Here is an 18,045-nt window from a genome sequence, read left to right on the forward strand (position 1 = left end):
TGCAATCTGCATGAAGGCCAAAGGACAGTTCATGCAGAACGCTGGAATCCTGAGAGTTCAATTAATCGTAAGCAGCTGAAAAACATCGGGATATTTTCAGAATCCAGGCTGGCACGAACACTGCTCGGTATTTAGGCATGTTCCCTCGTGCAAAGGAGTAGTGTCATGACCAGTCCCCACAAAGAAGTTGTCTCGGTACTCAATGAACTGATCGAATTCAGCAAGGATGGTGAGAAAGGCTTCAAAACCTCTGCCGAGGATGTGAAGAACCCCGAGCTGAAAACCTATTTCCTCCAGCGTGCCGGCGAGTGCGGTACCGCCGCGTCCGAGCTGCAGCATCATGTGCGTGCCCTGGGCGGCGATCCAGAGACGTCCACCAGTGTCAGCGGTGACTTGCACCGTAAATGGGTAAACCTCAAGTCGATGCTCACCGGCAAGGATGAAGAAGCGGTGCTCAATGAAGTCGAACGCGGTGAGGACCACGCGCTGAAAGCCTACAAGGATGCCCTGGAGAAGCTCGCCAAGCTGCCGTTGGCCTCTGGTAGCGAAGTCATTCCGTTGGTTGAGCGCCAGTACCATGGCGTGCAACGCAATCATGACCAGGTCAAGGCGCTGCGCAACGCTGCCCGCGCCCGTTCCTAGGTCGCGGTTTCGACGCGGTTGCGCCCGTTGCGTTTGGCGCTGTAGAGCGCCTCATCAGCATTGCCCAGCAAGGTCGCCAGATCGTGCTGGGCGTCTGGCGTGTAGCAGCCGATACCGATACTCACGGTAACCGGCTGGGTGTCTTCACCAAACGGCGGCAGCGCCTCGACACTGCGGCGAATGCGCTCGGCGAGAATCTGCGCGCCTTGGCGTTCGGTCTCGGGCAAGACCACCAGAAACTCTTCGCCACCGTAGCGCGCTGCCAGATCAGCCGGGCGGCGGATGCTGCGGGCAATAGCGGCGGCCACTTTGCGCAAGGCGTCGTCACCGCCCTGGTGACCATGGCGTTCGTTGAAGGCCTTGAAGTGATCGACATCCACCATCAATACCGCCAGCGGGCGGTGATTGCGCTGGGCCCGTGACCATTCCCGACGCAGCACCTGGTCGAGCTGACGGCGGTTGGCGAGGCCGGTAAGGCTGTCGGTGGCCGCCAGTTCCGCCAGGTCTTGCTCGGCGCAATGGCGGCGGCGCAACTCGCGGCCCAGCAGCAAGGTCAGCCAGAGGATGCCGACACACAGTACCCCGGTGGCAACGCTGACCAGCAGCACTGTGCGCCGCCAGGACTCGAACACCTCATCGGCCGAACGCGCCACCACAACGAGTAGCGGCAGGTCGGCTACCCGCGCAAAGGTATACAGCTTGGGTTTGCCGGAGCGTCCGGAGTATCCGGTGAAACTGCCGCTGCCATCGGCCAGCAGGCGCTTGAAGTTTGGGCGGTCAGCGAAGTTGGCACCGATCAGCGTGTCGTCGGCAATGCTCGATTGCCGTGCCAGCAGGACGCCGTCGGTGTTCATCAGGTTGATGCTGCTGTCGTTGCCGATATCCAGGCGCTTGAACAGATCGGTGAAGTACGACAGGCGCAGGGCGCCAGCAGCCACTCCGGCGAATTCGCCGTTGGGGCCGTCGATACGGCGGCTGAAACTGATGCACCAGTCCAGGTTGCCCAGGCGGGCCTTGAAGGGCGGGCTGATCACCAAACCTGAGTGGGCGTTCTGGCGGTGGCTCTGGAACACCTTGCTGTCGGCGAAGTTGGCTTGGCGCGGGACCACGCTGGTGGAGTCGGCAACCACGTTACCCAAGGCGTCGAGCCAGAGGATGTCGCCGCGTACCGGTGTGGTGAATGCCTGGTTGAAGAGTACCTGTTGGCGCAGATCGGCCGGTAGCGTACGCAGTTGCGGCTGCTTCACCGCCCAGATCAGGCCGCGCAGGGATAAGTCATAGAGTTCGACGTTGCGCACGATGTCGCTTTCGATCAACTGCACGATGTTGCTCGCCGAGCGCGCGGCGCTCTGTTCGATGCTGCTGCGCTCACGCATCACCAGGTAGCTGACGATGGCGACGATGGCGAGCACCGCAAGGCAACTGCCCAGGTTCAGGATCAGCTCCGGATGAGACTTGTACAGGGCAGATCGCTTGGATCGAGAGGGCAAAGTCATGGTCGCTGCAGCTGAAGACCGTCAGAAGAGTCGCGGCGTGGTTACGCGGCGGCGGTATTCTAGGGGCCACAGGATTGTCGAACAAGAACTTTGGCAGTGAGCCGACGGAAAGAGCTGGCTAGAGCGCCAGCTCTTGCTCAAGGAGGGGTCAGAAGATGTTCAGCGGGTAGTCGACAATTACCCGGTATTCATCGACGTCATTGTCGATCTGCGAGTAGCCCTGGCTGCCACGGTGGCTGGCCCAGCGCAGCAGAACCGAGAGGTCTTTGAGGCTGCCTTGCTGGAACACGTACTGCACGTCGATGTCGCGTTCCCAGTGTTGGGCGTTCTTGCCTTCAGGGTTGTACCAGTGCTCGCCATAGCCGACGCTGTTGGGGTCGACCTTGGTCAGGTCCAGTTCACCGCGGGAGTAGGAAACGATCGAGGTCAGCCCGGGAATGCCCTGGCCGGTGAAATCGTAGGCATATTTAAGTTTCCACGAACGCTCGTTGGGGCCGTTGAAGTCCGAGTAGATCTGCGAGTTGTCCAGGTAAATGCTGTCGCCCTGGTTGATGTAGTCGAACGGGGTGTTGCCGTTGACCCGTTGGTACACCGCAGTGAGGCTGTTGTAGCCGACATTGACAGTGAAATGCAGGCTGTAGGTGTTGTTGTCGATGTTGCCGAGCAGCGCCTGGCCGGTGTCCTGGGTGTGGTAGTAGTGCAGGCCCGGGTTGAGGCTGACCAGCTCGCTCACCTGCCAGGTGTAGTCGAGGTCGAAGTAGTACTGGTTCCAGATGTCCTTGAGCTCGGAGGCGTACAGGCTCGAGGTCAGGTTCGGCACGCCGCTCCAGGCCATGCCGGCCCAGTTCAGGTGACGGCTGTCGCGATCATCGGGCAAGGCGCCGTAGTAGGTGTCGATGCGCCGGTGGCCGCTCTGGTTGTAAGGCTTGGTGAAGCTGGCCTGGCCAGCTTCGAGCATCAGCCCTTCGACGCTGTTGTTGGTCAGGCTGACGCCACGGAAGGTCTGCGGCAGCATGCGCGACTCACCGCCGGCAATCACCGGGTTGGTCAGAAACAGGTCGCCGGCCTTGAGTTCGGTGTCGAAGGCCTTGAGTTTGACTGCCGCACCGGCGGTCGAGAACGAATCGTGAGCCTTGCCCGGCTCGCCATCGCCCTGGGTGTTGATCGGCAGGATGCTGGTGCCGGAAGTGCCGGCGCCGCCATCGAGTTTCAGCCCGAGCATGCCGTGTACGTCCAGACCGAAACCAACGGTGCCCGGGGTGTAGCCCGATTCGAATTTGCCGAGAAAACCCTGGCCCCATTCCCGGTTGTCACGCACACCGCGATCCAGCTGATTGCGGTTGAGGTAGTAGTTGCGGGCATGCACGTTGAGGCTGGACCCTTCGATGAAACCTTCGGCCTTTTCCTCATCGGCCTGGGCGTTGAAGGGGATCGTTGCAGCCAGTGCAACGAACAGGGGTGTGAAGCGCAAAGCAGTGTTCACCGGGGTGTACTCCTTGGGGTGAAGGTAAGGCAGTTTTTATTGTGCGAAACTTGGTCTTGTTATGAACAAACGGGCCAGCAGGCTGGCACTTTTCGACACACGAAAAAAAAGCCGCTGATCATCAGCGGCTTTGAAAGACAACCGCACCGGCGTTCAAGTCACCTGTGCGATCACCCAAGGAGTCGAAGGGCGAAACGGTATCGCGATCAGCTCTCGGCGGCGTCACTCGAAGAAACCTTGGAAGCGGTCTGTTCTGCGGGCTTTGACGACTGCTCGGACTGCGCGGCGAAGGCCTCGCGAGCCTGATCGTGAACGGCGGCCAGCTCGGCATTGCGAGCGACGAACGCCTGGGATTCCTCGGCCATGGCCAGGGGGGACAATAACAGGGAAGACAGGACGAATACGCTGGCAACACCCATACTGTTGGACATTTTGAAACAGCCTTCTTGCGGTGCAAGTGTTAAGTAGGTCCGACTAAATTAGTCGGAAACACCGGCAAGAAACAGTGACTTTTTCGAGAAGTACTGTTGCGTCCAGGGTAATAGTCGAGGTTAATCGCGGGGCAAGCCCGCTCCCACCGGTCCACCACTGTGGGAGCGGGCTTGCCCCGCGATGGGCTTCAGGCCGGCAACAGAATCCCGAAGGTATTGGCCCCCGCCTGGCTGCGCACGAACACGCTGCCACCGTGCATCAGGGCAATGGCCTTGACGATGGCCAGCCCCAGGCCATGGTTGCCCCCACCGCTGGTGCGCGCGGCATCGACCCGATAGAAGCGCTCGAACAGCATCGGCAAATGCTCTTGCTCAATCGCCGGCCCCGGATTGCTCACCGCGATGCTGATCTGCCCGTCCACCTGTTCGATACGCACTTGGATAACCTGCTGGGCGGCAGTGTGCTGCACGGCGTTGTTGAGCAGGTTGATCAACGCCCGCCGCAACTGGGCCTTTTCAATGTGCGCCTGGGCATCGCCACTGACCTCGACCCGCACCTGGGCGTCTTCAAGGATGTAGTCCAGGTAATCGAGGGTCGCCGCCACTTCTTCGGCCAGCGAGCTGCAGGTCAGCGCCGTGGCCTTGCTGCCCTGATCGGCACTGGCGAGGAACAGCATGTCGTTGATGATGGTCCGCAAGCGCTCGAGTTCTTCCAGGTTCGACTGCAGCACCTCGAAGTAATGCTCGGCACTGCGCCCGCGGGTCAGCGCCACCTGGGTCTGACCGATCAGGTTGGTCAGCGGCGAGCGCAGCTCGTGGGCGACGTCGGCATTGAAGGCTTCAAGACGGGTATACGACTGGTCGACACGCTCCAGTGTGGAGTTGAAGGCGCTGGCGAACTGCGCGACCTCGGGCGGCAGGTCTGACAGCTGCAGGCGACCGCTGAGGCGCGGTGGGGCCAGTTTCTGCGCCTCGGCAGAGAGCTTGCCCAGCGGCTTGAGCCCGACCCGTGCGACCCAGTAACCGAGCAATGAGGCCAGAAGTACGCCGAACACCGACAGGCTGATAATCGCCACCAGCAAGGTGTGCTGGGTTTGCCAGAAGGTTTCGGTGTCGATGGCGATCAGAAAGCGCAGCGGCGGACGCGCGCCCATTTCTGGCAGTTCACTGACCAGCACTTTGTACGGGTAGGGGCTGTTGCTCAGGTGCAGGTCGCGCATGCCCAGCGGCCCCGAGGCGAAGGTGCGGATACTGGCGTCGGGATGGCCGTATTCAAAGGTACTGTTGCCACTGACCACCCAGAAGCGGATACGGCGGTCTTCTTCGCTGAGCAGGTTGAGCTTGTTGGTGATCTTGGCCCAGTGCTCGGTGGTGTCGTAGCGGGTCAGCGAGGACTCGAGCACACTGAAGCGCGCTTCCAGCTCTGCGGCGGGCAGCAGGTCGAGGCTTCGGTCGACCTGCTTGTACAAGGCACTGCCAATGACCAGGAACACACCCAGCGCGACCAGGGTGAACAACGCGCTCAGGCGCAGGGCAATGGAGTTAGTCGGCACGGTTTTCCAGAACATAGCCCATGCCTCGGATGGTGTACAGCAGCTTGGTTTCGAAGGGGCCGTCGAGCTTGGCGCGCAGGCGCTTGATCGCCACTTCGACGACGTTGGCGTCGCTGTCGAAATTGATATCCCAGACCAGCTCGGCGATGGCAGTCTTGGAGAGAATTTCACCCTGGCGCCGGGCCAGCACGCTGAGCAGCGAGAACTCCTTGGCGGTCAGGTCCAGGCGTTGTCCGGCGCGGCTGGCCTTGCGGCTGATCAGGTCGACCCATAGGTCGGCGACCTGGATCTGCACCGGTTCGTGACTGCCGGTGCGGCGGGTCAGGGCCTGCAGGCGGGCGACCAGTTCGAGGAACGAGAACGGCTTGCCGAGGTAATCGTCGGCGCCCTCGCGCAGGCCATGAATACGGTCTTCGACCCGCTCGCGGGCGGTGAGCATTATCACCGGCGTCTGTTTGCGCGCACGCAGCGCGCGCAGTACGCCATAACCGTCCAGGCCGGGCAGCATGACGTCGAGGACGATCACCGCGTAATCGCCTTCCAGGGCCAGGTGCAGACCGTCGATGCCGTCGCGGGCCAGGTCGACGGTGAAACCTTGCTCGGTCAGGCCGCGGTGCAGGTAGTCGGCGGTCTTTTCTTCATCTTCGATAATCAGCACACGCATGATCGGTTCTCAACTGGCATTGGGCTGCGCCACGCTTTGTGGCGCCTGACGCCGATGGAACAGACGTTCCAGGGCCAAGTATATGATTGGCGTGGTGAACAGTGTCAGCGCCTGGCTGACCAGCAACCCGCCGACCACGGCAATGCCCAGCGGCTGGCGCAGTTCGGCGCCGGCGCCCATGCCGAACATCAGCGGTACGGCCCCGAGCAGGGCGGCGAGGGTGGTCATCATGATCGGCCGGAAACGCGTCAGGCAGGCCTGGTGGATCGCCTGTTCGGGGCTCAGGCCCAGGGTGCGCTGGGCATCCAGGGCGAAGTCGATGAGCAAGATGCCGTTCTTCTTGACGATACCGATCAGCAGCACGATGCCGATCAGGCCCATGATGCTGAAGTCCTGTCCCGACAGCCACAGCAGCGCCAACGCACCCAGCCCGGCGGAGGGCAGGGTGGAAATGATGGTCAGCGGATGGACGAAACTCTCGTAGAGCACGCCGAGGATGATGTACACCGCCACCAGCGCGGCGAGGATCAGCCAGGGCTGGCTCGACAGCGAACTCTGGAAGGCCTGTGCCGCCCCCTGGAAGTTACCGATGATCGAATCGGGCATGCCCAGTTCACGCTGGGTGCGTTCGAGGATCTGCACGGCATCGCCCAAGGCTACACCGGAGGCCAGGTTGAACGACAGGTTGGCGGCCGGGAACAGGCCATCGTGGCTGATCGACAATGGCCCGGTGCTCGGTGGCGCGACCTTGGCCAGCACCGACAGCGGCACCATTTCGCCGGTCAGCGGTGAGCGCAGGTAGAAATAGTTCAGGCTTTCGGCCTTGCCACGCTGGCGGGCGTCGAGTTCGAGGATCACCTTGTACTGGTTGGTCTCGGTCTGGAACTCGCTGATCTGGCGCTGGCCGAAGGCGTCATAGAGTGCCTGGTCGATGTCGGTGGTGGTCAGGCCGAAGCGTGCCGCGGCGCGGCGGTCGATCTCGATGCGGGTGACGCTGGCGCCCAGTTGCAGGTCGTTGGACAGGTCGCGAAACGCCGGGTTGGCCTTCAGGCGTTCGGTCAGGCGTTGGGTCCAGAGGTTCAGCGCCGCGCCGTCGTTGCTCTTGAGCACGTACTGGTACTGGCTGCGGCTGGGGCCGGAGCTCAGGTTGATGTCCTGGCCGGCGCGCAGGTACAGGACCACACCCGGCACCTTGGCCAGTTTCGGCCGCAGGCGATCAATGAACTCGCTGGCCGAGACATCGCGCTCGCCGCGGTCTTTGAGGGCGATCCAGAAGCGGCCGTTGGCAATGGTCTGGTTGCTGCCGGTGACCCCGACCGCATGGGAGAACGCGCGCACTGCCGGGTCGGCTTCGATGACCTTGGCCAGTGCCTGGTGCTTTTTGATCATGTCCGGGTAGGAGATGTCCGCAGCCCCTTCAGAGGTGCCGAGGATGAAACCGGTGTCCTGGACCGGGAAGAAACCCTTGGGAATGGCGACGTAGCCGACCACCGCCAGTGCCAGAGTAACGCCAAAGATCCCCATCATCAGCCGCTGATGCGCCAGGGCTTTGACCAGTACGCGCTCGTACCAGGCCAGCAGGCGTTCGCCGAAGGTGATCTTGTGCTGGTCCTTGTGCTCGGGGCGCTCCATGAACAGGGCGCACAAGGTCGGTGCCAGGGTGAGCGAGACCACCACCGAAATCAGGATGGTCGAGGTCGCGGTGAGGGCGAACTCCTTGAACAGACGGCCGACCACACCGCCCATGAACAGCAACGGGATAAACGCCGCCACCAGCGAAAAGCTGATCGAGACCACGGTAAAACCGATCTCCCCGGAGCCTTTGATCGCCGCTTCGCGCTTGCTGTCGCCGGCTTCCAGGTGACGGTGGATGTTCTCCACCACGACGATGGCGTCATCGACCACGAAGCCCACGGCAATGACGATGGCCACCAGGGTCAGGTTGTTCAGGCTGAAGCCGAACAGGTACATCAGGGCAAAGCTGGCGATCAGCGACACCCCGAGCACGCTGGAGACGATCAGGGTCGCCGACCATTGCCGCAGGAACAGCGCCATCACCCCGATCACCAGGATCACGGCGATCATCAGGGTGATTTCCACTTCGTGCAGTGAGGCGCGGATGGTCTGCGTGCGGTCGTTGAGTACCGAGACCTCGACGGCGGCCGGGAGCATCTGCGCAAGCCGGGGCAGCGCCTCCATGATGCCGTCGACGGTTTCGACGATGTTGGCACCGGGCTGGCGGAACACCACCAGGTTCAGGCCCTGCTGCTCGCCGGACCAGGCTTTGACGTAGGCATTCTCGGCACCGTTGATGACCTTGGCGACATCCTTCAGGTGCACCGGCGCGCCGTCACGGTAGGAGACGATCAGCTCGGCATATTCCTCGGGGTGAAACAGCTGGTCGTTGGTGGCCAGGGTCGAGACGCTGTTGTCGCCATACAGCGCGCCTTTGGCCAGGTTCAGGCTGGTCTGCTGGATCGATTGGCGCAGATCGGCGAGGGTCAATCCCAGGGCAGCGAGTTTGTCCGGTTGCGCCTGGACGCGAATCGCCGGGCGCAACTGGCCGGTGATGTTGATCAGGCCGACCCCGTCGATCTGGCTCAATTGCCGGGCCAGCAGGGTTTCGGCGTAGTCGCTCAGTTCGTTGGCGGGCATCTGCGCCGAGCTGACGGTGAGGATCAGCACCGGGCTGTCCGCCGGGTTGACCTTGCGCCAGGTCGGCGGGCTGGGCATGTCCTGGGGCAGGCGCGCGGTGGCGGTGTTGATCGCGGCCTGGACTTCCTGGGCGGCGGTGTCGATGCTTTTTTCCAGGGTGAACTGCAGGATCAGGTTGGTCGAACCCAGGGCACTGCTGGAGGTCATCTGGGTCATGCCGGGGATGGCGCTGAACTGCACCTCCAGCGGCGTGGCCACGGAAGAAGCCATGGTTTCGGGGCTGGCGCCAGGCAGTTGTGCGGTGACCTGGATGGTCGGGAAGTCGGCCTCCGGCAAGGGCGCGATCGGCAGGCGCGGAAAGGCGATGACCCCGAGCAGCACCAGGGCAAAGGTCAGCAACAGTGTGGCGATCGGGCGGTCGATGCACCAGGCCGAGATCGAGCCACGCGCTTTCATGGCTGCACCTGGCCGGTGGCCACGTCTTCCGCTGTGGCGCTTTCTGCGGCCACTTCGACACTGGCCCCGGGCTTGAGCCGGGACTGACCATCGGAGACCAGCTTATCGTCGCGGCGCACGCCGGCAATGATGTTCAGGGCACTGTCCTGATACAGCACCTTGACCGGCACGCTCTCGACCTTGTCGCCGACCAGCCGGTAAACGTAGTGCCCGTCGATGCCGCGCTGCACCACCTGCGGTGGCACCACCAGCGCGTTCTGTTCCAGTGCAGTCTGCAGCTTCAGGGTTACCAGCTGGCCTGGCCAGAGGCGCGCGTCGGGGTTGGCGAACTCGGCCTTGACCCGGATGGTCCCGGTGTTGGCAGCGACCTGGTTGTCGATCAGGGTCAGATGACCTTCCGCCAGCAAGGTGCCGCCGCTGTCGCCGTCACCTTCCAGGTAGGCCTGAACAACGGCTGCAGGATGTGCGTCGAGCAGCCCCTGCAAGGTCGGCAGCATGGCTTGGGGCAAGGAGAATTCGACGCCGATCGGGTCGATCTGGGTGACGCTGAACAGCCCCTGGGCATCGGCCACACGCAGGAAGTTGCCCTCGTCGACATTGCGGATACCGACCCTGCCAGTCACCGGCGAGAGAATCCGGGTATAGGACAATTGCACCTGGGCGGCGGCAATCGCCGCCTGGTTGCCCAGCACCGTGGCTTGCAGTTGATTGAACAAGGCTTGTTGCTGGTCCAGTGTTTGCCGCGACACGCCATCATCGGTACTGAGCAGTTTGTAGCGCTTGAGATCCACGCCGGCGACCTGCAGTTGCGCCTGGCTCTGCCCCAGCTGCGCCTTGGCCTGTTCCAGGCTGGCGCGGATGGCGCGGTCGTCGATGGTCGCCAGCAGGTCACCCTGCTTGACCCACTGACCTTCCTTGACCAGCAGGCGCGTCAACACGCCTTCGACCTGCGGACGGATCACCACGCTGTGCAGCGACAGTACCGAACCGATACCGCTGACAAAGCGCGGCACGTCTTGCTGTTTGACCGCAACGACACGCACCGGAATGGCCGGGTTGTGCGCGGCTTTTTCTGTACCCGGGCGACCGAACAGCCAAAAGGCTGCGCCGGCCAGGGCAAACAGAGCGACGCAGATGACAAGGGAGCGGGGCTGAATGCGCATAGGTGAAATCCCGGGGCGATGCCTAGTTTATAGCGGCTCGATCAGGTCAGCAGGGTGACGGCTAACTGACAGCGCTGACAGCTTGGCGGGGAGGGTAGTGGCCAATTGCCAATTATTGTGAGCTGGATCAATAAATCCGGTCCATTTCTCACTAGAGTCGTACGCCCTGCCGATTCTCCCAAACAACAACGAGTGCCTCCGATGAAGAGCAATATGCCTGTGACCGGTCGCAATGTGGATTATCCCGATGGCGCCAATATCCTTTCCACCACAGACCTCTCCAGCGTAATCACCTACGCCAATGACGACTTCGTCAACATCAGCGGTTTCAGCCGTGAAGAACTGATGGGCAGCGCACACCATATCGTCCGGCATCCAGATATGCCGCCGCAGGCATTCGAGCAGATGTGGCAGACGCTCAAGAGTGGCCGCTCGTGGATGGGACTGGTGAAGAATCGTTGCAAGAGTGGCGATCATTACTGGGTCAGCGCCTTTGTTTCACCCATCGCCAGCAAGGGCCAGACGGTGGAGTACCAGTCGGTACGCACCAAGCCCAGTGTCGAACAGATCGAAGCGGCCGAGCGCTGTTATGCACGTCTGCGCAGCGGTCGGCTGTCCTGGTGGCAGCGGTTGCCGGTGCTCGGACTGGGCTGGCAACTGTGGGCGGGGGTGACCCTTGGCTGTGTGCTGGCATCGGTGCTCAGCCGCCTGGTGTTGCCGGTGTTGCCCTGGCAAGGCTTCTTCGAGGTGTTGCTGGCAAGCGGCCTGAGTGCCTTGGTGATTGTTGCCCTGCTCAAGCCTTTTCAACGCTTGTGCAGCGAAGCGCAGGCGATTGCCGACAACCCGTTGAGCCAACAGCTGTACACCGGGCGCCGCGATGGTATCGGCCAGATCGATTTTGCCCTGCGCATGCTCAAGGGCCAGCTTGGCGCGGTGGTCGGGCGTATCGGCGATACCTCGCGGCGTCTGGCTGGGCATACCGGGTCCTTGGCGCAATCGCTGCAAAGCAGTCACAGCAGCAGCCTGGAGCAGCAGGGTGAAGCCGATCAGATCGCCACGGCGATCAACCAGATGGCCGCCAGCGTCGCCCAGGTCGCCAACAATGCCCAGCAAGCGTCGCAGGCTGCCGATCAGGCTGAAGGTGAAACCCGTGCCGGACACCAGTTGGTTGACCTCAACCGCGCCGCGATCCAGGAACTGGCCAACTCGCTGGATGCTGCCACCGAGGTTATCCACAACCTGCAGAGTCACAGCAGTGAGATTACCGGCGTCGTCGAGGTGATCCGCGCGATTGCCGAGCAGACCAACCTGCTGGCGCTCAATGCCGCCATCGAGGCGGCCCGGGCGGGGGATCAGGGCCGTGGTTTTGCCGTGGTTGCCGATGAAGTGCGTGGCCTGGCCCAGCGCACGGCACAATCGACCCACGAGATTCAACGCATGATCAGTGCCTTGCAGAATGGCGCGCGCGATGCCGTGCAGGTGATGCAGCAGAGCAGCGAACATGCCGGGCACAGTGTCGATCAGGCACGGCGCGCGGCCACTGCGCTGGATGGCATCAGCCTGAGGGTCAACCAGATCAGCGAGATGAGTGTGCAGATTGCCGCTGCAGTGGAACAGCAAAGCCAGGTCAGTGAGAGCATCAACCGCAACATCATCAGCATTCGCCAGGCCAGCGAATCAACGGTGCAGGTCGGTCAGCAGAGTCACCTCAGTGCCAGCGATGTGGCTGCACTGGCCGAGGACCTGCGGCGTCTGGCCGCCGAATTCTGGCGGCGTTGCCATTAGAAACCGATGAAACTGTAGTGCTCGGCGGCTTCGCTGCAGATCCGGGCGCCGCAGGCCTGGAGTTGTTCGCTCAGCTGAGGGTCGAGCACATGCAGGGTCCAGGATGCAATCGGGCCCTCTGCCGGTACTTGTTGCAATGCCTGGGCAAGGGCCGGGGTATGCGGCAGGTAGGCGGTGAAACCATTACCCTTCAGGGCGCTGGTGTCGATGCCGAGTGCCTGGCAGATGGCGACCTTGCCGCGGATGTCGTCGCGGTCGGCCTGTCGTGAGCGTTCAATCAGTTCGGCCAGGCGCCGGTCGACCAGGTGCTGGCCGTGAATCAGCGGCGGGCCGCTTTGCCAGGCTTCGCTGGGGCAATCCTTGGCTTCGGGGCGCAAGGGGATGTGCGGATTGATTTCCATCGGGTAGATGCGGCAGACCAGTGGCCGGGTTTCGTAGATGGTGCAGCGGTCGTCGCCATCCAGGTTACGGCAGCGTTCAGGGTTGAACGCGGCGAAGGTGATAGCCACATGAGCTTCGGTGCTGCCGCAGGCCACAGGCCAGGAGCGCTGCAACGCATGGTCGCGTTGTTCGGCGGGCAACCCCAGGCCATTGGCCAGAAAGGCTTCGATCAGGACAAGGACCTGGCCGCCGGAATCTGTCCACTGACGGGCCTCGCTCAGGGTCAGGGGGACGTGATGGCCAGTGCAGCACTTGCCGCAGCCGGTGCAGTCAAAGCGGATGTCGTGGGTGGGTACGCTGTTCACGGTGTGGCGGGGGCCCATTCAGTCACGAAGGCGGTCTTGCGTTGCCGTTCGTACAGGCACAACTCGGTGCCTTTGCGGTTGTTCATGTGCTTCTGTGGGTAGCGTCCTTCGAGCAGCAGTGCACTGTAGCCGACGCGGTCGTCGAACTCGGCGGGCTTGCCCAGGACCTTGACGTTTTTCAGCGTGCTGGCGGCAATGCAGTGCTCGTTCATCTGTTTGTAGTGTTCTTTCCAGGCCTGATCGCTGGAGGCCTGGGCGAGCGTCGTGAAGGCAGCGCAGCCGAGCAGAATGCAAAGAAAGGCTTTCATGACAGGTACTCGATCGACAATGGGCTCAATTGTGCCTGAGGTTCAGGCACTTTCAAACGCAGCGGTCATCGGTTGTGTGTCAGCTTTCTTCGAAGGCTACCGCCCGCGCGGCGACGATCAGGCAGTCGGTCAGCTCCGGCGAGGAGAACTTGGTCAACACCGCATTGGCCCCGGCGAGCCGGGCTTTTTCGCTGTTCATCGCGCTGTCCAGCGAGGTATGCAGCAGTACATAGAGGTGCTTGAAGTCCGGGGTTTCGCGCAGGGTGCGGGTAAAGGCATAGCCGTCCATCTCGGACATTTCGATGTCCGAGACCACCACGTTGATCTCCTGCTCGGTGCCTTGCAGCTCCAGCAAGGTGTTGATCGCGTCCTTGGCGCTACGTGCGGTATGGCATTCGATACCCAGCCCGCGCAGGGTGTGCACCGATTGCTGCAAGGCCACCAGGCTGTCGTCGACCACCAGGATATTGGTGGCGGCAAGCACCGCGGCGTCATCGGCGCTCAACTCGCTGGAGATCACTTCATGGGGCGGCGGGGCAATGCCATGGATGACCTTCTCGATGTCCAGCACCTGCACCAGGGTATTGTCGACCCGGGTTACCCCGGTGATGAACGACTTGCTGCCGGAACCATAGGGCGGTGGCTTGATGTCGGTGGTCAGGCAATGGACGATCTTGCTCACCGCCTGCACATGCAGGCCCTGTTTGGAGCGGCTGATATCGGTGACGATCAGGCAGCCGCCCTGGGGATCTTCCAGTGGCCGTTCGCCAATGGCGCGGGACAGGTCGATCACCGACAGTGAATTGCCGCGCAGGGTAGCCACGCCTTTGACGTGGGGGTGCGACTCCGGCAGCTTGGTCAGTGCCGGGCAGGGAATGATTTCACTGACCTTGAGCAGGTTGATCGCCATCAGCTTGCCGCTGCGCAGGGTGAACAGCAGCAGCGACAGCGAGTCCGCGCGGGCATTTTGCGAGGCCATAGGCACCTTCAGGACAGAGTGAATGGGGGAGATGCCGGGTTATCGACCCGACAGCTCCTGGCTTTAATCACTTGCTCGAATCAGCGTAGACCCAGGCGCTTGGCCAGGCGACCGAGATTGGCCCGATCCAGGCCAAGTTCACGGGCGCTGCTGGCCCAGTTGTGCTGATGGCGTTCAAGACAGGCCTGAATCAGCAGGCGCTGGTAGTCATCGAGGGCGTTGCGCAGGTCGCCGACCGGCAGCGGCGCATCAGGCGCTTGGGCTGCCTGGCCCTGAGTGGGCAGCGCTTCGACGGGTTTGAGGTCCAGGTCATGAGCATCCAGGGTCAGGATCTTCGGGCGCTGACGGTGCTGGCCCAGGGCTTTGAGCGCCGAACGACCGATCAGGTGCTCCAGTTCACGTACGTTGCCCGGCCAGTCGTAGGCCAGCAGGGCGGCCTGGGCTTCGGCGCTCAGGCGCAGGCTGCCCAGGCCCATGCGCGAGCGGTTGTGCTCAAGAAAGTAGCCGCTGAGCAGCAACACATCGCGCCCGCGTTCGCGCAACGGCGGCACCAGCAACGGGTAGACACTGAGGCGGTGATAGAAGTCGGCGCGGTAGCGTCCGGTACGCACTTCGTCGGCGAGGTCGCGGTTGGTGGCGGCGATCAGGCGCACGTCGACGCGGTGTTCCTGGTCCGACCCCAGGCGCTGCAACTGCCCGCTCTGCAGCACGCGCAGCAGCTTGGCCTGTACGGTCAACGACAGTTCACCGACTTCGTCGAGAAACAGCGTGCCGCCGTTGGCCAGTTCGAACTTGCCGCGCCGTTCATCGACGGCACCGGTAAAGGCGCCGCGCACATGGCCGAACAGTTCGCTTTCTACCAGGGTGTCGGGCAAGGCTGCGCAGTTGAGGCTGATCATCGGTTTGCCGGCGCGGCCCGAGGCCTGGTGGATGGCCTGGGCGACCAGCTCTTTGCCGACACCGGTTTCGCCGGTGATCAGCACAGTCAGGTCACTGCTGCCTACCAGTTGAATCTCCTCGAGCAGACGCTTGTGCGCTTTACTCTGACCGATCAGTTCCTTGTGTTGCTGGCCGCTGGCCTGGCGATAGACCTCGGCGCGTTCGTGTTCATCTTCGACACGCAGCGCCAGGCGCTCAATGCGCTCGGCGACATTGACCGTGGCTTCCGCCAGGCTGGCAAAGGCTTGCAGGGCATCCAGTTCGACCTGCTGGAACTGCTCCGGGTCGAGGGCATCGAGGGTGATCAGGCCCCAGGGCTGCTCGTCGACGTACAGCGGACAGCCCATGCAGTCATGCACCTCCAGTTGCTGGTGCAGGCCTTCGACCAGACCGTCGTAAGGGTCGGGCAGCTCGCTGTCGCTGGCAAAGCGGGTCGGTGCGCTATGGCTGAGGATGGCCTCGAAGCGCGGGTGTTCGTTGACCTTGAAGCGCCGTCCAAGGGTGTCGGTGCTCAATCCATCGACCGCCAGCGGCACCAGCCAGTCGCCGTCCAGGCGCAGCAATGCGGCAGCGTCGCAAGGCAGCAGGCTGCGCATGGCTTCGAGCAGACGCCGGTAGCGTTCGCGTTCGGGCAGGTCGCGGGCCAGGTCGCTGACCAGTGGCAGCAGGGCGGTGAGCAGGGATTTTGCGGTCATAAAGACTCCTGTTGGTCTTAATGACTATAACTTGTTTGTTGTCTTAATGACTCTTTGATTTTTAAGTTATTGATTTTAAAGGATTAAAAAGTTGGCACGGAAACTGAATAGTCAAAGGCAATCATCAAGAAGCCATCGGCTCAGGAGTCATCCATGCTTAATGCCCAGGATCGTGCAATCGTCAAAGCCACTGTTCCCCTGCTGGAAAGCGGCGGTGAAGCGCTGACCACTCACTTCTACAAGCTGATGCTCAGCGAATACCCAGAGGTGCGACCACTGTTCAACCAGGCGCACCAGGCCAGCGGCGATCAACCACGCGCCTTGGCCAACGGCGTATTGATGTACGCCCGCCATATCGACCAGCTCGAACAGCTCGGTGGCCTGGTCGGCCAGATCATCAACAAGCATGTGGCCTTGCAGATCCTTCCGGAGCATTACCCGATCGTCGGTAGCTGTCTGCTGCGTGCCATCGAAGAAGTGCTCGGTAAAGAAATCGCCACCCCTGAAGTGATTGCCGCCTGGGGCGCTGCCTACCAGCAACTGGCCGATATCCTCATCGGTGCCGAGGCCGATATCTATGCCCAGAAAGCCGCCGCTCCGGGTGGCTGGCGTGGTGCGCGGGACTTCAAACTGGTGCAGCGCGTTGAAGAAAGCAGCGAGATCGTCTCCTTCTACTTCGCCCCGGTCGATGGCGGTGCAATTCTCAGCGCTGAACCGGGCCAGTACATCGGTCTGCAACTGTTCATCGACGGTGTCGAGCAGCGTCGCAACTATTCGCTGTCGGCCCTGAGTGATGCCGGTCAGTACCGCATCAGCGTCAAGCGTGAGGCGGGTGGCAAGGTCTCCAACTACCTGCACGAGCAACTGGCCGTGGGCGACACCATCAAGCTGTTCCCGCCATCGGGCGAGTTCACTTTGAGCACCAGCAGCAAGCCATTGGTACTGATCAGCGGCGGCGTCGGCATCACCCCGACCTTGCCGATGCTCGAAGCGGCGCTGGAAAGCGGTCGTCTGGTGCACTTCATCCACTGTGCGCGCAACGGTGCGGTGCATGCGTTCCGCGATTGGGTCGACGGGCTGGCAGCACGTCATCCGCAGATCAAGCGCTTCTACTGCTATGCCGAAGACGATGGGGTCAGTGAGCCTGCCGATGCCGTTGGCCTGCTGACGGCCGAGCAGCTCAACGAGTGGCTGCCGCAGGACCGTGACCTGGACGCCTATTTCCTTGGCCCGAAAGGCTTCATGGCGACCATCAAGGGTCACCTCAAGGGCCTTGGCGTACCTGAGAAACAGAGCCGCTACGAGTTCTTCGGCCCGGCCTCGGCGCTCGAATAACGCGGTTTTCCACCCTACGGTTGAAAACCCAAGGCACAGCCAGTGATGGCTGTGCCTTGCGGCGTTTGGTCGCCTTCTCAAACAGGGCGCCTGGCCTTTTTACTGCATGCAGAAAAAGCGTCATGCGCGTGGCGCATCATCCTTCCAGCCGTATCAAGGAAACCGCAATCGTGAACATCAAATGGGCAGACAAACTGCGCAAAGGCCTGCATGGCTCGGCCGACTCGCTGGGCAACCTCTGCGTCGAAGCATTTCATTACCTGGCCCTGTTCGGTATTGGTGCGATCACTGCCTATGCGGCGGTGGCGACCTTCATCGATATGCTCAGCAAGGGTGGTATCAGCGTCGATGACATTCTGCTGTTGTTCATCTACCTCGAGCTCGGAGCGATGGTGGGGATCTACTTCAAGACCAACCACATGCCGATCCGTTTCCTGCTCTATGTGGCGATCACCGCACTGACGCGTCTGCTGATCGGCGACGTCTCGCACCACAAGGCGCCGGATGTCGGCTTGCTGTATGTGTGTGGTGGCATTCTGTTGCTGGCGTTCGCGATTCTGGTGGTGCGTTATGCGTCTTACCAGTACCCGTCGACCAAGGCTATTGATGCCAGTGGCAAAGAGATCGAGGAAGGTAAATAACAACCGGTGGGAGCGGGCTTGCCCCGCGATGCGGTGTTTCAGACAGAAAACAATCACCGGGCAAACCCACTCCC

At 62.0% G+C, this 18,045-nt stretch carries 15 protein-coding genes; 4 read left to right on the top strand and 11 right to left on the bottom strand.

Annotation, left to right across the window (positions count from 1 at the left end; genetic code table 11):
- Positions 1-165 precede the first annotated feature (165 nt).
- The gene (locus ACO6VD_RS26615; protein WP_422422822.1) at positions 166-642 is read left to right on the top strand and encodes a PA2169 family four-helix-bundle protein; all 477 of its coding nucleotides are present in this window, start codon (positions 166-168) and stop codon (positions 640-642) included.
- Here ACO6VD_RS26615 and ACO6VD_RS26620 read toward each other — a convergent pair.
- From ACO6VD_RS26620 to ACO6VD_RS26650, 7 genes are all read right to left on the bottom strand, one after another.
- Positions 639-2,132, bottom strand: a complete 1,494-nt coding sequence (locus tag ACO6VD_RS26620; RefSeq protein WP_422422835.1) for a diguanylate cyclase domain-containing protein — start codon at positions 2,130-2,132, stop codon at positions 639-641. The two genes, ACO6VD_RS26615 and ACO6VD_RS26620, sit on opposite strands and share 4 nt — an antisense overlap.
- A gap of 154 nt (positions 2,133-2,286) precedes the next feature.
- Positions 2,287-3,621 carry an OprD family porin gene (locus ACO6VD_RS26625; RefSeq protein WP_422422823.1) on the bottom strand — a complete coding sequence of 445 codons (1,335 nt, stop codon included), beginning with the start codon at positions 3,619-3,621 and terminating at the stop codon, positions 2,287-2,289.
- Positions 3,622-3,827: 206 nt separating this feature from the next.
- On the bottom strand, positions 3,828-4,052 hold the full coding sequence (locus ACO6VD_RS26630; RefSeq protein WP_422422824.1) for a hypothetical protein: 225 nt from the start codon (positions 4,050-4,052) through the stop codon (positions 3,828-3,830).
- Positions 4,053-4,240: 188 nt separating this feature from the next.
- Positions 4,241-5,620: a heavy metal sensor histidine kinase gene (locus ACO6VD_RS26635; protein WP_422422825.1), complete on the bottom strand. Its 1,380-nt coding sequence runs from the start codon at positions 5,618-5,620 to the stop codon at positions 4,241-4,243.
- Complete coding sequence (locus tag ACO6VD_RS26640) at positions 5,595-6,269, bottom strand: heavy metal response regulator transcription factor (protein WP_422422826.1); 675 nt, start codon at positions 6,267-6,269, stop codon at positions 5,595-5,597. Before ACO6VD_RS26640 ends, ACO6VD_RS26635 begins: the two co-directional genes overlap by 26 nt.
- A gap of 9 nt (positions 6,270-6,278) precedes the next feature.
- Entirely contained in the window at positions 6,279-9,380 is a 3,102-nt protein-coding gene (locus ACO6VD_RS26645; RefSeq protein ID WP_422422827.1) for a multidrug efflux RND transporter permease subunit, read from the bottom strand.
- A complete protein-coding gene (locus tag ACO6VD_RS26650; RefSeq protein ID WP_422422828.1) occupies positions 9,377-10,543 on the bottom strand; it encodes an efflux RND transporter periplasmic adaptor subunit in 1,167 nt (388 codons plus the stop codon). The genes ACO6VD_RS26645 and ACO6VD_RS26650 overlap by 4 nt, the downstream gene beginning before the upstream one ends.
- A 201-nt stretch (positions 10,544-10,744) precedes the next feature.
- Here ACO6VD_RS26650 and ACO6VD_RS26655 point away from each other — a divergent pair, with 201 nt between their 5' ends.
- Positions 10,745-12,328: a methyl-accepting chemotaxis protein gene (locus ACO6VD_RS26655; protein ID WP_422422829.1), complete on the top strand. Its 1,584-nt coding sequence runs from the start codon at positions 10,745-10,747 to the stop codon at positions 12,326-12,328.
- Here the strand turns inward: ACO6VD_RS26655 and ACO6VD_RS26660 are convergent.
- The 4 genes from ACO6VD_RS26660 to norR all read right to left on the bottom strand — a co-directional run bounded on the left by ACO6VD_RS26660 (position 12,325) and on the right by norR (position 15,995).
- Positions 12,325-13,092, bottom strand: coding sequence for a YkgJ family cysteine cluster protein (locus tag ACO6VD_RS26660; RefSeq protein WP_422422830.1), 768 nt, complete (start codon positions 13,090-13,092; stop codon positions 12,325-12,327). The two genes, ACO6VD_RS26655 and ACO6VD_RS26660, sit on opposite strands and share 4 nt — an antisense overlap.
- On the bottom strand, positions 13,071-13,382 hold the full coding sequence (locus ACO6VD_RS26665; RefSeq protein ID WP_422422831.1) for a hypothetical protein: 312 nt from the start codon (positions 13,380-13,382) through the stop codon (positions 13,071-13,073). Before ACO6VD_RS26665 ends, ACO6VD_RS26660 begins: the two co-directional genes overlap by 22 nt.
- Positions 13,383-13,461: 79 nt before the next feature.
- A complete protein-coding gene (locus ACO6VD_RS26670) occupies positions 13,462-14,361 on the bottom strand; it encodes a chemotaxis protein (RefSeq protein WP_400169883.1) in 900 nt (299 codons plus the stop codon).
- Between the two features lie 80 nt (positions 14,362-14,441).
- Positions 14,442-15,995: a nitric oxide reductase transcriptional regulator NorR gene (norR, locus tag ACO6VD_RS26675; RefSeq protein ID WP_422422832.1), complete on the bottom strand. Its 1,554-nt coding sequence runs from the start codon at positions 15,993-15,995 to the stop codon at positions 14,442-14,444.
- Between the two features lie 153 nt (positions 15,996-16,148).
- Between norR and hmpA the strand changes: the two genes are divergently transcribed.
- The gene (gene hmpA / locus ACO6VD_RS26680; RefSeq protein WP_422422833.1) at positions 16,149-17,330 is read left to right on the top strand and encodes an NO-inducible flavohemoprotein; all 1,182 of its coding nucleotides are present in this window, start codon (positions 16,149-16,151) and stop codon (positions 17,328-17,330) included.
- A gap of 170 nt (positions 17,331-17,500) precedes the next feature.
- The gene (locus ACO6VD_RS26685) at positions 17,501-17,971 is read left to right on the top strand and encodes a phosphate-starvation-inducible protein PsiE (RefSeq protein WP_045183769.1); all 471 of its coding nucleotides are present in this window, start codon (positions 17,501-17,503) and stop codon (positions 17,969-17,971) included.
- Positions 17,972-18,045: the final 74 nt, after the last annotated feature.

This window comes from Pseudomonas sp. GZD-222 (assembly GCF_049310525.1).
Lineage (GTDB): Bacteria > Pseudomonadota > Gammaproteobacteria > Pseudomonadales > Pseudomonadaceae > Aquipseudomonas.

Coding starts and splice junctions, on each gene's coding strand:
- ACO6VD_RS26615 (WP_422422822.1), top strand. CDS start 166: ATGACCAGTCCCCACAAAGAAGTTGTCTCGGTACTCAATGAACTGATC.
- ACO6VD_RS26630 (WP_422422824.1), bottom strand. CDS start 4,052: ATGTCCAACAGTATGGGTGTTGCCAGCGTATTCGTCCTGTCTTCCCTG.
- ACO6VD_RS26635 (WP_422422825.1), bottom strand. CDS start 5,620: ATGTTCTGGAAAACCGTGCCGACTAACTCCATTGCCCTGCGCCTGAGC.
- ACO6VD_RS26640 (WP_422422826.1), bottom strand. CDS start 6,269: ATGCGTGTGCTGATTATCGAAGATGAAGAAAAGACCGCCGACTACCTG.
- ACO6VD_RS26645 (WP_422422827.1), bottom strand. CDS start 9,380: ATGAAAGCGCGTGGCTCGATCTCGGCCTGGTGCATCGACCGCCCGATC.
- ACO6VD_RS26650 (WP_422422828.1), bottom strand. CDS start 10,543: ATGCGCATTCAGCCCCGCTCCCTTGTCATCTGCGTCGCTCTGTTTGCC.
- ACO6VD_RS26655 (WP_422422829.1), top strand. CDS start 10,745: ATGAAGAGCAATATGCCTGTGACCGGTCGCAATGTGGATTATCCCGAT.
- ACO6VD_RS26660 (WP_422422830.1), bottom strand. CDS start 13,092: ATGGGCCCCCGCCACACCGTGAACAGCGTACCCACCCACGACATCCGC.
- ACO6VD_RS26665 (WP_422422831.1), bottom strand. CDS start 13,382: ATGAAAGCCTTTCTTTGCATTCTGCTCGGCTGCGCTGCCTTCACGACG.
- ACO6VD_RS26670 (WP_400169883.1), bottom strand. CDS start 14,361: ATGGCCTCGCAAAATGCCCGCGCGGACTCGCTGTCGCTGCTGCTGTTC.
- norR (WP_422422832.1), bottom strand. CDS start 15,995: ATGACCGCAAAATCCCTGCTCACCGCCCTGCTGCCACTGGTCAGCGAC.
- hmpA (WP_422422833.1), top strand. CDS start 16,149: ATGCTTAATGCCCAGGATCGTGCAATCGTCAAAGCCACTGTTCCCCTG.